The following is a 16,131-nucleotide window of genomic DNA, read 5'->3' as shown; positions in this document are numbered from 1 at the left end:
GCTGAAACGTCCCCTGTTCAGAAGCCCGAAAATGCTCGGGTATTGGTCCGTTTGCAGGGGGCAAAACGAGTGACACAGAAAAACCAAGCCGGCGGCTTTCGCATGAGACTGTACCGTATAATGTTGTTGGCGGCCTGCGCCAGTTTCACCACCGTCGTCTTGTCAACAGGAGCAGTTGCTCAGACCGCCAAGAGCTACGAATTTGCGATCTCCGGTCAGCCCCTGTCGGCTGCGCTGGTGCGCTTCTCATCGGTGACCGGTATCGATGTCGCTTTTGACGGTCCTCTGCCGGCAAACCTGCGCAGCGTCGGTACAGCCGGAAATCTCTCGGCTGAGGGCGCGCTCAGACGTCTTCTCGCGGGCACAGGCCTGACCTTCCGATTTACGACCGCAAATACGGTCCTTTTGATCAACCCGCAAAACTCCTCGTCAAGCGCCAGTGCGGTTGGCGCGACAATCCTTGAGCCCATCGTTGTGCAGGGAGAGAACGCTCGTGGGCCTGTAGAGGGGTTTGTCGCCACACAGAGCGCCACAGCGACGAAGACGGGCACCTCACTCAAAGACACTCCACAGGCCGTCAATGTTGTAACGAAAGACCAGATTGCTGCTCAAGGTTCGACCACGCTGACCCAGGCTCTTCGCTATACGCCAGGCGTCATCAGCCAATATGGCGACGATTCCCGATATGACTGGTTTACGATACGTGGATTTCGACCAAGTCGATATCTGGATGGCCTGCGCCTACCGTTTGGATCGCGCGGCTATGCCCAGCCACGTGTCGAACCGTTCAGCCTCGAGCGCGCCGAAGTCCTGAAGGGTCCAGCATCGGTCCTCTATGGCCAGGGCGATCCCGGCGGTCTGATCAACATGGTATCAAAACGGCCGAGCGCAACTGCTCTCAATGAAGTGGAGATGCAGTTCGGCACCGATAAGCGTATACAGACAGCGTTCGATCTCGGCGGTGGCGCTGGTGACGATGACAGCTTCCTCTACCGCATCGTCGGCGTCGGCCGGTTGACCGATACCCAGTATGACTATGTGCGCGAGAAGAAGGGATATATTGCGCCTTCATTCACTTTCAAGCCGGATGAGGGAACATCACTGACTGTTTACGGTAGCTATCAGCACATCGACTCTCCCGGCGGCGGCGGAGCGCCGGCGCTTCCCGCGAACGGCACACTCTATACCCGCATGTATCCGGAATTGCCCCGCAGTGCATTCCCAGGCGAACCGGGTTACGACCACTACAAGAGCGACCAGGCATCTGTCGGTTACGAGTTCGAACACGAAGTCGATGACACCTGGACCATCAGACAGAACCTTCGCTACTCCTATATCGGAACAGACACTCAGCGCGTTCAGCCCTATTGCCCGGCAGCCTGCAATCCCACGGCCTTTTACCGATATGCCTGGGCGTTTCCCGAAAGTGCCCGCGCCGTCACCGTCGACAATCAAGCGATCGGAAATTTCCAAACGGGGGACGTCGCTCATACCGCATTGTTCGGCCTCGACTATTCCTACGAAAGCAGCCGCTACGAAGAGTCCGCGCTTTCCCCAATTTTCACTCCCTTCAATGGACTTGACCCCGTCTACGGCGCAACGGCGATCACGCGCCCGCCGATCGCAACACGGATCGATCAGGACCGCAGCCAGACCGGGCTCTACGCTCAGGATCAGATGGAGTGGAACAATTTCGTGTTCTCGCTCGGTGGCCGCTACGACTGGGCAAATACAGATACGAGGACCCGGACGAGCGTCGCTGACAATCAGGTCGATCAGAGAGACGGCAAGTTTACCTGGAGGGCCGGCCTCGTCTATAATTTTGACAACGGTTTGTCGCCATACGCCGGCTACTCAACCTCCTTCAATCCGGCCAGCGGCACCGACCGTTTGGGTAACGCCTTCGAGCCTACTACCGGTGAACAGTTCGAGGTTGGGGTCAAGTACCAGCCCAATGGTAGCAACAGCTTCGTCACCCTTTCTGCCTATCACCTCACGCAGGACAATGTCCTGTCGCCAGATACGACCCCCGGATTCACGAACTACAGTGTGCAGACGGGCCAAGTCAGGATGCGCGGTGTCGAACTTGAGGGCAAGGCGGAAATCACAGACGCGTTCTCTGTCTTGGCATCTTATGCATACACCGACAGCGAGATCACCAGAGCCAATCCAAATGCTGCCGGTATCAGCAACGAGGGCAATCGCTTTGCCTTTGTCCCACGCCAGCAGGCATCGCTTTGGCTGGACTACACACTGCAGACATCGACCATCTGGGATGGTCTGAGCTTTGGCGGTGGCGCCCGTTACACCGGTCAGACTTTTGGCGACAATGCCAACAAATTCGACATCCCCTCATACACCGTATTTGATGCTGCCGTTCGCTACGATTTCGGCAAGGCAGACCCGAAGCTGGAAGGTTTGAAGGCGTCGCTGAATGTCAGCAACATATTCGACCGCAAGTATGTCTCGACCTGCATTGCTGCAACGGGATGCTATTGGGGCGAGGGTCGCACCGTCTACGCTACTCTCAAGTATAGCTGGTAGGATTGTGTCTGACGCTCGTTACCCAAATCGTGATTACAGGCTGACGCGGCGGCAATTCACCGCCGGGTTGGCTTCCGTTTTCCTGCCAGCAGTGGCAACAGCAAGCACGGAAACGCATCGGCTCGCCGTGTTGGACTGGGGCTGGGCAGAAAGCCTTCTCGCTCTGGACTACAAGCCATTTGCTGTTGCCGAAGCCCCTCTTTACGGTGACCGCGTTGTAACACCTGCACTTTCGACAGACACAATCGACCTTGGCCTGAGATCATGGCCGAACGTTGAACTGCTAAGAGCCCTGAAACCCGAGCTGATCGTGTCTCAAGCCGGATATGGTATCTCTGCTGAACGTCTCGGCGCGATTGCTCCCACCCTTGCGCTGCCGCTTTACGGCCCCGCCCGGCAACCATTGCTTGCCGCAGAACACGCCCTCAAGGAGATTGCACGTCGCATTGGCAGGGAAAAGCGTGCGACAGACTATTTGGAACTGTCCTATTCGAGACTGGACGCGATAGCTCACAACGCAAAAGACTACGACGGGCGCGCCCTTTTGATCATCAAGTTTACGGATGACAGGCTTATCGATATCTACGGCGCAGGTGGCTTGTTCGATGATGTCCTGAAACGGATCGGCATTGCCAACGCATGGGATGGCAAGACCAATAACTGGGGCTTCGCAACGGCGGGATTGGAGGCGATCGCGCGCTATCCTGAAGCAAGACTGGTCATCATCGAGCCGGGTCCACCGGGCCTTTTTTTGCAAAGCGCACTATGGAACGCCTTGCCGGCCGTACGGAATGGTCGTGTATCGATGATTCCACCCACATGGGTATTTGGCGCGTTTCCATCAGCAATGCGGTTTGCCGAAGTCCTGCGGCAGAGTCTCGGCATCGCATGACAAACCGTTTCATCACCCCACCGCGCCTCGCCTTTATCATCACACTGGCAGCGATCGCGCTCCACGCCTTTGCCGTTGGTCACTATGTGGCGATCTCCGACATTCCAGCGGCCTTATGGCAGCCGAATCCAGCTTCGTTCGGCCAGATCTATGTCTATTTCTCGATTGTCCCACGGTTCCTCATCGCTCTGCTGGCTGGTGGGGCGCTTGCTTTCACGGGTGTAATATTCCAGCAGCTCCTGAAAAACCCTCTGGCAGAACCCTCGACGCTCGGGATACTTTCTGGCGCTCAGTTGGCGATCACCCTTCTTTCCCTTTCTACAGTTGCAGTTACGGCAGGCGAGCGCGAGATAGCCGGGCTTGTGGGCGGCCTCGTCGCCGTAACACTCGTTGCGGGACTGGGAAAAGCTTCAAACTTCGCACCGATGACACTCCTTCTCTGCGGGATGGTGATCAGCTTTTCCGCCGGCTCGGCCTCCGTCATACTAGCCTTGTTTCACCACGAATATCTGCGCGGGGTGTTCATCTGGGGAAGTGGTTCACTCATCCAGAATGACTATTCCAACGCGACCGCATTGGCCTTGCGCATGATCGTGCTGATACCGCTGCTGTTGCTGTTCTTTCGACCGCTTTCAGTTATCGGTCTTGATGAAAGCCGTGCCCGCAGCCTCGGACTGTCCCCGGGCGGGTTGCGCGCGGCGGTACTGTTTATCGCAACCGTGCTGTCGGCTGTTGTTGTAGCCCGCGTCGGCGTCATCGCGTTCGTCGGCCTTGCAGCCACCAACCTCGCCCGAATAGTTGGCGCTCGAACGCTCCGCCAACGACTGCTGTGGGGAGGACTGCTTGGTGCCGGCCTCCTGCTGCTCGCTGACAGTCTCGTGCTTGCTGGAGCGCCCGTCGTCGGTGAGGTGCCAACAGGTACCGCCACCGCAATCATCGGCGCCATAGTGATGTTGGTGCTCATCAAACATGTACCCCATTCCATTGACCAGCTTAACAGCAATGCCCTGAACCAAAGAGAGAACCCGCTGGCAGGCTGCTTTTTGCTGCCAGGTTCTCTTGCCATTGCTGCCGTTATCGCATTGTTCTCGCTGACCGAGAGCTTCATAGCTGGCGGGGTGGAAACATCCGTGTTGTTTGCCGGTCGATGGCCAAGGGTCCTGACCTCGGCAAGTGCTGGCGCAATGCTGGCCATTGCGGGTTCCCTCACACAAACGATCACGCGTAATCCCATAGCGAGCCCGGAAGGGCTCGGCATCAGCGCCGGAGCCGGACTGGGGATTATCGCAGCTTTCTTCGCCGGAGGAATGGCGTCGCCTATTTTGCCGCTTGCCGGCGGCATAACCGGTGCAGTCGCCGCGTTTGCGATCATTCTGCTTGTGGCAAAAGGGAAAAGCTATGCGCCTGGACCTGTTCTTCTGTCTGGCATAGCCATCAGTGCGCTCGCGACTGCGATAATTTCGCTCATTGTTGCCAGTGGCGATCCGCGCGCAAGTTACATTCTGGCGTGGACCATGGGTCCTACCTTTCGTGCGACCAGCTTCGTCGCGAGCATCGCTGCAGCGTTGGTTTTGATCGGGCTGGCCATCTCGCCACTCTTGCGCCGCCCGCTAGAGGTCTTGGCGCTTGGGGACAGCACTGCACGCTCTCTTGGACTCAATCCGGCGCAATCCCGCCTCGTGCTTTTGCTGTTCATTGCCGTCCTGACGGGAGCTGCGACCGTAATTGTTGGCCCGTTAAGCTTCGTCGGCATGATGGCACCGCACATCGCCCGAGCGGCCGGGGCACGCGGCCAAATCCTGACGCTTCTCACGGCGAGCGCGGTCGGCGCAACGCTGATGATCTCAGCCGACTGGTTGGGACGGGCTGCCGACTTTCCCTATGAGATTCCGGCAGGCGTCATCGCCGCCTTTATCGGGGGGCCATACTTTCTGTGGGTGATCCGCTCGCGGGGCAGACAAAGCCCCAGGTTCTAAAATGAGGTAACAGCCTTGGTTCAGATATCCGAAGACAGCAGAAAGAGAACCATCTCGAGGATACCCTTTTTTGAGTTGGAGCGGGCCAGTTTCTCCGTCGGAACTCGGGTTTTGCTCGAACCACTGACAATAAGTTTGCCAGCACGGCGAATTATCGGCCTGATCGGGCACAATGGCTCTGGCAAGTCGACATTGATCAAGCTCCTGGCCCGCCAAAATCCACTCAGTGCTGGCAAGATTTCCTTTGATGGAAAAGACTTGCATGAATGGGGCAGCAGGCCGTTCGCTCGTAAGGTGGCTTATTTGCCCCAGCAGGCGCCCGATACTGCAGGTATGCTTGTCAGTGAGCTAGTCGCGCTCGGACGATATCCATGGCACGGCGCTCTTGGCCGGTTTGGCCCCGAGGACAAGACGAGGGTGGAGGAAGCGATGGGGCTGACAGACGTTGCGCGTTATCGCGCCCGCTTCATCGATACGCTTTCAGGTGGGGAGCGGCAGCGGGTCTGGCTCGCGATGCTCGTTGCGCAAAACCCCGATTGTCTCCTCCTTGATGAGCCGACCTCGGCCCTTGATATCGCCCACCAGATCGACATCCTCACGCTTGTTCGCCGGCTCGTTGACGAGCGTGGACTTGGGGCCATCGTCGTGCTCCACGACGTGAACATGGCTGCTCGCTTTTGTGACGAAATCCTGGCACTTCATTGTGGAAAACTCATTGCACGTGGAGGACCAGAGGACATCGTGGCCCCGGATCAACTGCAAGCAATCTACGAGACCCGAATGGGCGTTATGCGCCATCCTGATAGCGGTCTACCGCTAGCATATCCACGCAGTTGAAAGGGTCAGAACCGGCGACGCCGTTATTAAGGCAGATGCGTGGAGACAACAGCGCCCGCATTTACTACCCTTGCGCTCCGTCCTATGTCATTAGCTCCAGCTCGTGGCCTGGATGAACACCAAACTGCCCATCTATACTGTCGGAAAAATAATGCGAGCCTGCCTTCCGGTTTCCTGAAGAAGGCAGAGAAGTCCGCCGCCATATACCAACTCGAAAGGCTTGTCGGATGGGAAATGAGCAGATTTCCGTTTTCCAACGACAGGTCGACCCTTCGACATGATGGACATGCGGCGAGACAGCCACCATAGTGCCGAAAAAGAGCGGCGCGCCAGACAGACGCTTAACAGCGGAGCGAGCCAACGGACGGGGCTGAAATACCGGTGAAGGCCGAAGCTTTGCAGCAGTGAAGGAAGAGTTCTAAAAGTGGCCGTGCCGTGGTCGATAAAGGTTCGGCCTGCCTGCTGGCTCAGTTGAATGCCCTGCTACATTAACGAGTTGTACGTCGCTGGAGGATTTGGCTGATGAAAATGAAATTTTTCGGTGAGGCATTTTTCGCCTTGATGCTTTCCACCGCAGTCGCCTCCGCGCAGCAGGCGTCCGACACGGTGGCGCCCGAAAAAGCGACCGATATTGCGACTGCCAAACGCATCGAGGCAAAGAGCTTCATGGTAGCGGCGGCCAATCCGCTGGCGACTGAGGCAGGGCGTGATGTGATTGCCAAGGGCGGTAACGCCATCGATGCAATGGTGGCGGTGCAGGCCATGCTCGGCCTCGTTGAACCGCAGAGTTCCGGTCTCGGTGGGGGTGCCTTCCTCGTCTATTACGACGCAAAAAGCGGCAAGTTGACCACGTTTGACGGCCGCGAGACGGCGCCGATGGAAGCCACACCGAAGCTATTCCTGGATGACAAAGGTCAACCGCTAAAATTCATGGACGGAGTGGTCGGCGGCCGCTCTGTTGGCACGCCGGGAACGGTGCGACTTCTGGAGGAAACCCACAAACGCTATGGAAAGGCCGAATGGGCAAGCCTGCTGAAGCCGGCGAAAACGCTGGCTACAGAGGGCTTTAAGGTGTCACCGCGTCTTGCCTCCCTGATCGCGTCCGAGGGAGACCGGTTGAAGAAATATACAGAACCCCGGTCCTATTTCTTTGACACCTCCGGGGCCGCCCTGCGGGCTGGCGTTCCTTTGAAGAACCCGGCCTATGCCGAGACGCTTGCGGCGCTCGCCAAAGGCGGCGCCGATGCCTTTTACAAAGGGCGAATTGCCGAGGCGATCGTCAAGACTGCGCGAGAGGCGGCCGACAATCCCGGCGTGCTGTCGCTGGCCGATCTTTCCAACTATCGGGTCGTCGAGCGCGAGCCGGTCTGCTTTGCCTATCGTGCTCTTGACGTTTGCGGCATGGGGCCGCCGTCGTCGGGCGGAATCGCCATCGGCCAGATGCTTGGTCTGGTGGAGAATTTTGATCTCAAGGCGCTTGGGCCAAAAAATGTCGACAGTTGGCGCATTATCGGCGACGCCCAGCGTCTCGCCTTCGCCGACCGCGAGCGTTACGTCGCTGACACCGATTTCGTGCCGCTGCCGATCAACGGCCTCTTGGACAAGACCTATTTGGGCGGGAGGGCAAAGCTGCTCGACGGCGATAAGGCGTTGACCAACGATGCCGTCAAGGCCGGCGAGCCGGAATGGGACCACGCGCTTCTTTTCGGCCGGGATGCCGCGCTTGAGTTGCCCTCCACAAGCCATTTTGTCATCGTCGACAAGGACGGCAACGTGGTCTCGATGACGACAACGATCGAAAGTGGCTTCGGCTCGCGTCTGATGACGAACGGCTTCCTGCTCAATAATGAGTTGACGGACTTTTCCTTCAAGACCCATGATGGCGGTCTGCCGATCGCCAACCGCGTTGAGCCAGGCAAACGACCGCGCTCCTCCATGGCCCCGACGATCGTGATGAAAGATGGCAAACCGCTGCTCGCCATCGGTTCGCCGGGCGGCAGCCAGATCATCGGCTATGTAGCGCAGGCGCTGATCGCCTATATCGATTGGGGCATGCCTGTAGAGGCGATTGTCTCCCAGCCGCATCTCATCAACCGCTTCGGCACCTACGACATCGAGGCCGGTACAAGCGCGGAAGGTCTGGCAGGGCCACTGAAGGCGCTGGGTTACGAGGTGAAACCGGGCGAGATGAATTCCGGTTTGCATGCCATCGAGATAACCGCCGAAGGTTTGATCGGCAGCGCGGATCCACGACGCGAGGGAGTGGCGGCAGGGGAGTGAAACGCTCCGCCAGCGGAAAGGGCATGAGAATAGGTCAACACGAAGGGTGTGTATCTCGCCAAGGGGCGCTAACACCTTGACAAGAACCTGCGCCCTCCGAATGCAATCGTCGATAACGGTGCACGATCTCTTCCAGATTGCGCGGGTGAGGCTGACGGTTTATCTGCAGCAATTACGTTCTTCCGGCTAACCACTACACGTGGGTTGCGACCACCGCTGTGTTTAACATACAGCCTGCAAACAGAAACTGACAGGCTGCGCTGTTCGAGTGCACGACACAAGAGGATATATGACCATGGCAACACCCCGACGACCGTCCAATCCGAAAGACGCAGCCGAGGCGCTGTTCAAACCGGCAAAGAAGGTCGCAGCGCCAGCCGTTGAACGGCCTGCAATTCCTAACACCAAAGAGCTTGTATCATTGAAGATCGACAGCGATGTGCTCGCGCATTTTCAAGCCGACGGTCCGGGCTGGCAGGAGCGCATCAACGATACCTTGCGAGCCGCAATGAATGCGTCCAAATAAGCTCTTTAAGAGTCCCAACCCCATGCCCCGCCAATAGCTGCCGCTTCTCGGCCTCGCGGCTCGTTGGGCAAGCGTGGCGCAATCATGCGCCATTCACAGTCAGCCCGGACCTCTGTCGAATCGAGAAGGCCTTCTCCGCGTTGAAGGCGCTCGTACCAGAGGTGGCCCAGTGAACGATCCCGCGACTGTGGGATAGCATCGAAAGGCCGGTTGATCTGGTCGAGCCACAAAAGCCTGGTCATATCGCAGGGCCTTTTCGACCACTCCGCGATTGAGGAGGAGTTACTTTGGCCAGTACTTGTTCACATACATCTGTGTCTCACGAAGCATGAAACGGGCACTGTCTTCGGCTCGGTCCTCCCAAGCGAAAACGCAATTTGAAAGGACACCGTCGAATTTCATGTCGGCAAGAGTTGAGAAGAATACTTCCCAGTTGATCTCACCTTGGCCGAAGTCGGTGTGTTGATGGACGCGCACCTTCGCTCCAGGCGGATTTACAATGTAGCGCAGTTGCGAAGACTTGTTATGGTCATAGGTGTCTGCGAGGCGCACATGTGCAAGAAGCCCCTCGGTCGCTCGCAGGTTAGCAACCATGTCGGGACCGTAGAAGAAGGTATGGGGCGCGATGAACGATGCCTTTACGGCCTTTGAATTGATCGTCTTGATGATATCGATGGCAGGGGCGATTTCCTCAATCCAGTCCTCTGGATGCGCTTCGAGCGAGAGGATCAGCCCTTCGCGCTCCAGAATTGGCACGAGGATATCCATCGCACGGAAAAACTGCCCCTCACACGTCTCCGGACGATGCAACCCACTGCGGTCATTCAGGCTTCGATCCGGGGATCCCCCTCGCCCGAACTCCGAGACCAACATCGGGCATTCCATCTCTGCCGCAATTTCGATGGCACGCTTCCAGTTCTCTATCGCCGTTTCCCACTCGTCTTGGTATGGGCTGGCCCAGCGGTACATTGGCTGCAGCGTTGCCAGGCCCACCCCATGGTCCTTGAGGGCCTTCTTGAAGCTCTTTACCCTCTCGGGATAAACCTTCGGACGCGTCCACCAGGAGAGAAAGTCCGGACGGGGTGAGAGCTCAACATAGTCGTATCCCAGCTCGGCGGTCTTTCGGCAAATTTCCTCCAGAGATAAATGACGGATCATGTGCGGATCGAGTGCGTGTTTCATCAAAACCTCCTGATAATATAAATTCGCCCCTTCACGGGAGCGTCGATGCGGACAAGCATCGCTTGCTGGACCACGTCGCGTGGGTGGCAATCATTTATGGAGCTGCGCCAATGGTGCTGCTCCCTCCATCGCGCTACCGATAATCGACCCAGACCCCGCCGAGATCGGCGGAACGAACGCAGTTCTCAACCCAGCGAACGCCCTCAACCCCCGCCGCAATCCCCGGAAACCGGAGGCTCGCAAGGCGTTCGCCATCGTTTTCGTTGCGCGCCTCCATAGCGATAGCAAAGCGGTCGTAGAGGTTAGCCCAAGCTTCGAAGAGGCCCTCGGGATGGCCTGCACCGATGCGATCGTCGGCAAGTGCCTTTGCGTGCAGGTAGCCCATGCCACGCTCAAGAATGCGTACCGGCTCGCCCTGAACCTCAAATCGTAGCTGGTTTGGCTGCTCGTCCCACCATTCGATCGAAGCCTTTGATCCGACGACGCGCACCTTTTGTCCGTGCATGGAACCCGCATTGATGGCGCTCGACCAGACGGTGCCAAACGCGCCATTGTCATATTCCATCAGGGTCATGGCGTTGTCTTCGAGCGGTGCACGCGTCTTGACGAAGCTCTGCCGGGTGCACAGAAGCCGTTTGATACGGAGGTCGGGCAGGATGACCTCGGAAATATGAAGCGGATGTGTACCGATATCGCCGAGCACATAACTTGGGCCTGCGAATTTCGGATCGACGCGCCAGCGGGTCGCCGGGTTTTGAAGCTCGACAGCCTCGTTGTGAAACCCGTGGGCGAATTGCAGGTTGACCAGACGAATTTCCCCGAGCTCGCCGGCAGCAACGAGCTCGCGGGCATGCTCGATGACTTGGTGGCCGCTATAGCCGTAGGTCACTCCAACAATACGGCCGCGCTCTGCGGCGATACGCTGAAGATCCTCGGCCTCGGCCACCGTGAAGCACAGCGGCTTTTCACACACAACGTGCAGCACGCTTTCCAGTGCAGCCTTGGTGATCTCGTAGTGGGTATTGTTGGGCGTTGCGATCGATACTGCCTCGATCCCATCCGGACGCTTTGCCTCCTCTGCGAAAAGCGCACGCCAATCGGCGTAGCATCGCGAAGGCTCGAGCCCCAGTTCAACACCGAAGGCGCGGCCGCGCTCGGCATCGAGGTCGAAGGCGCCAGCGACCAGATCGAAGTAGCGATCACGCAGGGCGGCGCTGCGGTGAATATAGCCGATCTGACTGCCGCGACCACCACCCACCATAGCCCAGCGAAGAGGTCGTTTTGTCTGACGCGTTCCGTAAATCATGAGGTTTCTGTCCCGGATTGTTAGAAGCCAGCCGACTTGAGATAGTCACGGCTGAGTTTTACGTCGGCGAGGCTACCGCCCGCGTTGCGCGGATCACGCTCCTGCTCAACGGTGATAAAGCCTTCATAACCAAGCTCATCAAGAAGGGCGCGAATGGCGGGATAATCGATACAGCCCTTTCCGATGGGACACATGACGCCCTGCGCGCAGGCTTCAAAGAAGCGAATGTGCTCACCCATCACGCGGCCGAAAACGGCCCTGTCGATGTCCTTGAAGTGGATGTAGTCGAGACGGTCGGCGTATTTGCGCAGGGTTTGGACAGGGTCCATGCCGGCGTACCAGGTATGGCCAGTGTCGAGGCAGAAACCGGCAACCTCCTGGGGTATGTCAATGGCGAGACGGGCAATCTCGTCCTCGAATTCGATGTAACCGCCGGCATGCGGATGAATGGTGGCGCGAACGCCATATTTCTCGCGGGCAAGAGCGGATATCGCCCTGATATTATCCATCATGCCGTTCCATGCCGCGTCATCGAGCCGGGGTGCCCTCTCGGAATGACCCGCCGCATAATCGCGTTCGTCGTGTCCCCAATCCATCACCGTCAGATAAGGTGCGGCAAATCGCTGGCCCGACGCCTTCGGCGGCGTCGGCAGACGGGTGATCAGCGCGCAAATCTCGTCCGTCTGGCGCAGCAGGCTATCGCGGTTTTCCTCAGCGACAAGATCATTGAAGATCGTTCCGGCGACGATATAGAGCCCTCGACTTGTCAGAGCCTGAGAGACCATGTCGATGTTCAGCGGAACATAACCATAGGGGCCAAGCTCCACTCCCCCATATCCGGCCGCCTTGACTTCGTCGAACACCATTTCCCACGGAGGTAGGTTTGGATTGCGCACGTCATCGACGCCCCAGCAGCACGGTGCTGTGGTGACTGTTATACCCATAATATTCTGGTCCTTCCCTGGTGTCGCTCACTTGGTGGGCGACCCTCCCTGACGCAGAGATTTAGCTGGAGATCTCCGATTTACAAAGTTGGAATTTGATGGGATTCAATCAGAAAACCGGGCGGAGAGGTAAATGACTGCACGCAAGATAAGCATTTCGGATGTTGCAAAGGCAGCCGGAGTCTCGACCGCGACGGTGGATCGGGTTCTCAACAACCGTGGCGGCGTGCGTACCGACAAAGAAGACCGCGTTTTGGCCACTGCACGGGCGCTCGGTATTGACCGGGCCCTAGATCGTACCCCTTCACGCGCGCTACGTGTCGCGGTCCTTATCCAACCGCCAGTAAACCCGTTTCACGCGTCTTTGCGCGAGGGTATCGATCTTGCATCGCGAATGTACGCAACACTGAACGTGCAATTCTTCGTCCATCACATCGACCCACGAAAGCCGGCGGCGATCGCCGCAGCCGTCCGCGATTGTCGCTCCTACGATGGCCTCGTCATCACCAGCCCTGACGATATCAGGGTTCGGGAAGCCGTAGCATTCCTGTCGCGCAATGTCCCGGTGGTTACTCTGGCGACCGACCTCACAGATTGCGGGCGTGCCGCCTATGTGGGGCCGAACGACAGGCAGGCCGGTCGGGTGGCTGGCGACCTGATGGGCCTTTTCCTCGGACGGCAAGGCGGCCGCGTCGTCGTGGTTGCCGGCTCACGCGATATCACTGGCCATCGCGAACGGGAAGCCGGGTTTCGCGACATCATGACCGAGCGTTATCCTGAATTCAGTCTGGCCGTGGTTCTGGAGACCGGAGAAAATCAGGAGGAAGCTGGCCGTGTCGTAGAGATTGCATTTCGGGATGACCCGGGATTACGAGGCATATATCATCTGTCCGCGGGTGCTTTGCCGATTGTCAGTGCTCTGCAACGCCTTGGCCGAATCGACAATACGGTGGTCATCACCCACGAACTCACGCCCAATCGACGGATGCTGCTAAAGTCCAGAAAGATCAACGCGGTTATCGACCAGAGACCCCTTTTGGAAGCACGCCTGGCAGTTGAGACCATCGCAAAGCTCCTCGGTAGAATGCCTGGAGAAGCGGTCTCTATCTCAACGGACATCCAGATCTTTCTCGCGGAGAATGCCTAGCGTGCGTGTATCAGTCATCCATGATGTCGCGTTCGTTCAATACGTCGTATTTCCGTATTTCGCCTCGCATTTTACTGCTCAGCGGCCGGCAAACGCGATCGTGTCAGCTACCTGCAAATGAGCGCTGAGCGCAGCCTGATCGACCCAACGTTCCGAGATCAGGAATCGCCCTGATTGTGGATCGTCCACGGCAGCATCATAGGTGATGCTGTCCTACGCTTTCGTGTCGTGGATGCCACCGCATTCAGTTCTGTCATGAATTGCGACAGAGCGACGTGCATGTCGTCTATTATAATCAGCACGGGATAATCCCTGGATCAGCGCACCGACCGACTGTTCGCGGCGACCGGGGCCTTGACTGGTCAATGGTGATCAGGCGGCAACCAGCACGATCTTGCCCTGGATGCTACTTTCTGAAGCACGACGATGCGCTGTCGATGCCTCGGCCAGCGGATAGGTGCTGTCGATCACCACCCGTAAGGAGCGATCATCGAGCAGACGACCGGCCTCTGCCAATTGCGCACCGTTCGAACGCACCTGTGTCGTTGAGACGGTGATCTTTCGCCGGGCGGCTTCGTCATGGCCTAGAAAACCCAGCGGGTTGACGAGAAACAGGGCGCCGTCCGGCTTAATGCTGGGGAGAAAGCGTTCCATATTCGCGCCGCCGACGGCGTCAAGCACCAGATCAGCATCCCTCACCACTGCTTCGGCAGCCGTCTTCGTATAGTCGATGAAAATATCGGCACCGAGATCATAGAGAAGCGCCTCGTTTTTGCCGGAAGCAACGGCAATCACCTTCGCGCCTTGCCACTTCGCGATCTGGACTGCAAGATGGCCAACGCCGCCGCCGGCGCCGTTCACCAGCACGATCTTGCCGTCGAGCGGAACCGGTGCATGCCGGAAGGGCTGGAATGGGTTCGGCAAATCATGTCCCAAATCGACCAGAAATTGCCAAGCGGTCAAAAGCGACATGGGCGCACCGGCAGCCTGGATATGGTCGATCCCGGCGGGCTTCAGCGCCAACTCCGATACCGGAACGCGAACATATTCGGCATAGGCGCTGCTTCCCGTCATGAGGTTTTGCGGGAAGCGGACCATCGCATAGACCTCGTCGTTGACCTTGAACTGCGACACGTTTTCACCAACGGCCGCAACCGTGCCGGAAACGTCCGTGCCAAGGATCAGCGGAAAGCTTGGGCTGGGGTGCCATTCCGGCGGTAGAGCCCGATAACCATCGCGCAGATAGAGATCCGGCGGGTTGAGGCTGGCGGCATGGACGCGAACAAGCACGTCGTCCGCCGAGATTTCCGGCCGGGGCGCATCTTCATAACGAAGAACATCTGGCCCACCGAATTCGTGCAATCGCACAGCTTTCATCATATCAGTCATCACGGCCTCGCTTGAATATTCGTTTTGATGACTGAAGATACGATCATCTCCTTCGCTTGATAATCATCAGATAATTCGCTTTAATAGTGCCATGAAGGAACAAATCGGAATTGATAGACTGACTGGGTTGATCGCATTCGCTCGGGCCGGCTCGCTCGGAAGCTACACCGCCGCCGCCCGCTCCTTGTCCATCTCACCCTCGGCGGTCAGCAAAAGCATTCAGCGGCTGGAAAAGCAGCTCGGCGTTTCGCTTTTTGCGCGTACGACACGTTCCCTGGCCCTGACGACCGAGGGGCGCGATCTTCATGAGCGTGCGCTCAGGCTGCTGCACGACGCCGAAGATATAGAGCAGGCGGCAAAAGCAGCGCGCACCGAGCCCGCTGGCACTTTACGGGTTGCAGCATCGTTGCCTATCGGCCTGCACGTAATAGCGCCGATGCTTCCTCAGTTTCGCAGGCTCCATTCGAGGGTCAATATAGATCTACGTTTGAGCGATCACATGGTTGATCTTATCGAAGGCGGCTACGATGTAGCGGTCCGCATTGGTGATGTGGCAGATTCGCGCCTGCTTTCGCGCCGCCTTCTGCCACATCGGCTATGCTGTTATGCCTCGCCCGAATATCTGGCCGGGCGCAGCCCGCCGACCAATCCAGACCAATTGGAAGAGCACGAGACTGTCAACCTGCGCTACCAGAGTAGCGGCCAGCTGTTCCGCTGGCCTTTCCACGTAGGGGACAGGGAGGTGGAGATTGTGCCCACCTCTAGCATTATCGTTGACGCGAGCGAAGCCGTGCTTGCGACGATCGCAGCAGGTGCCGGAATCGGAATGGCAACCAATTTCATGGCCAGCACTTGGGTGAGGCGTGGAGCGCTTATTCCGGTTCTGGCCGATTATGCGGTGGAACGGCACAACATCACGGCGCTGTGGCCCGAGAGCCGGCGGTCAAACCCGGCCGTCCGCGCTTTCCTCGACACCTTAGTGAAGTTGTCCTGACAATGGCAGCGAATGTCTGCTCCTGGGGCGACGCTGACTAGGCAGCATTTGCCAAAAGCGGGCGTGAGGACAGATGACAACCCGTCGACAAATTCCCCAGATTTCTACAAGCGG

12 protein-coding genes are annotated in these 16,131 nt (G+C 58.0%); 8 read left to right on the top strand and 4 right to left on the bottom strand.

Annotated elements, in window-relative coordinates; translation table 11 throughout:
- Positions 1-102 precede the first annotated feature (102 nt).
- The 6 genes from J5276_RS27385 (at position 103) to J5276_RS27360 (ending at position 9,055) form a co-directional block, all read left to right on the top strand.
- Positions 103-2,544 (top strand): TonB-dependent siderophore receptor, encoded by a 2,442-nt coding sequence (locus J5276_RS27385; protein ID WP_247750017.1) that lies wholly within the window; start codon positions 103-105, stop codon positions 2,542-2,544.
- Positions 2,545-2,548: 4 nt separating this feature from the next.
- On the top strand, positions 2,549-3,436 hold the full coding sequence (locus tag J5276_RS27380; RefSeq protein ID WP_236736202.1) for an ABC transporter substrate-binding protein: 888 nt from the start codon (positions 2,549-2,551) through the stop codon (positions 3,434-3,436).
- Entirely contained in the window at positions 3,433-5,412 is a 1,980-nt protein-coding gene (gene fhuB / locus J5276_RS27375; RefSeq protein WP_209159968.1) for a Fe(3+)-hydroxamate ABC transporter permease FhuB, read from the top strand. Before J5276_RS27380 ends, fhuB begins: the two co-directional genes overlap by 4 nt.
- Positions 5,413-5,436: 24 nt before the next feature.
- Positions 5,437-6,249 (top strand): ATP-binding cassette domain-containing protein, encoded by an 813-nt coding sequence (locus tag J5276_RS27370; protein WP_370647653.1) that lies wholly within the window; start codon positions 5,437-5,439, stop codon positions 6,247-6,249.
- 522 nt (positions 6,250-6,771) lie between these two features.
- A complete protein-coding gene (gene ggt / locus J5276_RS27365; protein WP_209159955.1) occupies positions 6,772-8,529 on the top strand; it encodes a gamma-glutamyltransferase in 1,758 nt (585 codons plus the stop codon).
- Positions 8,530-8,824: 295 nt separating this feature from the next.
- Entirely contained in the window at positions 8,825-9,055 is a 231-nt protein-coding gene (locus tag J5276_RS27360) for a BrnA antitoxin family protein (RefSeq protein WP_060643007.1), read from the top strand.
- Between the two features lie 282 nt (positions 9,056-9,337).
- Here the strand turns inward: J5276_RS27360 and J5276_RS27355 are convergent, their stop codons facing one another.
- From J5276_RS27355 to J5276_RS27345, 3 genes are all read right to left on the bottom strand, one after another.
- Positions 9,338-10,237 (bottom strand): sugar phosphate isomerase/epimerase family protein, encoded by a 900-nt coding sequence (locus J5276_RS27355; RefSeq protein WP_019565834.1) that lies wholly within the window; start codon positions 10,235-10,237, stop codon positions 9,338-9,340.
- Between the two features lie 133 nt (positions 10,238-10,370).
- The gene (locus J5276_RS27350) at positions 10,371-11,543 is read right to left on the bottom strand and encodes a Gfo/Idh/MocA family protein (RefSeq protein WP_209159954.1); all 1,173 of its coding nucleotides are present in this window, start codon (positions 11,541-11,543) and stop codon (positions 10,371-10,373) included.
- Positions 11,544-11,563: 20 nt separating this feature from the next.
- Positions 11,564-12,487 carry a sugar phosphate isomerase/epimerase gene (locus J5276_RS27345; RefSeq protein ID WP_209159953.1) on the bottom strand — a complete coding sequence of 308 codons (924 nt, stop codon included), beginning with the start codon at positions 12,485-12,487 and terminating at the stop codon, positions 11,564-11,566.
- A gap of 133 nt (positions 12,488-12,620) precedes the next feature.
- Here J5276_RS27345 and J5276_RS27340 point away from each other — a divergent pair, with 133 nt between their 5' ends.
- Positions 12,621-13,634, top strand: coding sequence for a LacI family DNA-binding transcriptional regulator (locus J5276_RS27340; RefSeq protein ID WP_076844281.1), 1,014 nt, complete (start codon positions 12,621-12,623; stop codon positions 13,632-13,634).
- Between the two features lie 372 nt (positions 13,635-14,006).
- Here the strand turns inward: J5276_RS27340 and J5276_RS27335 are convergent, their stop codons facing one another.
- Positions 14,007-15,023, bottom strand: coding sequence for an NADP-dependent oxidoreductase (locus J5276_RS27335; RefSeq protein ID WP_076844283.1), 1,017 nt, complete (start codon positions 15,021-15,023; stop codon positions 14,007-14,009).
- A gap of 91 nt (positions 15,024-15,114) precedes the next feature.
- On the opposite strand from J5276_RS27335, the gene J5276_RS27330 reads away from it, so the two are divergent.
- A complete protein-coding gene (locus tag J5276_RS27330) occupies positions 15,115-16,017 on the top strand; it encodes a LysR family transcriptional regulator (RefSeq protein ID WP_076844284.1) in 903 nt (300 codons plus the stop codon).
- The last annotated feature ends 114 nt before the right edge of the window (positions 16,018-16,131 follow it).

The organism is Agrobacterium sp. S7/73, assembly GCF_019355535.1.
Taxonomy (GTDB): domain Bacteria; phylum Pseudomonadota; class Alphaproteobacteria; order Rhizobiales; family Rhizobiaceae; genus Agrobacterium; species Agrobacterium tumefaciens.
This window is presented reverse-complemented; position numbering and strand designations above follow the sequence as displayed.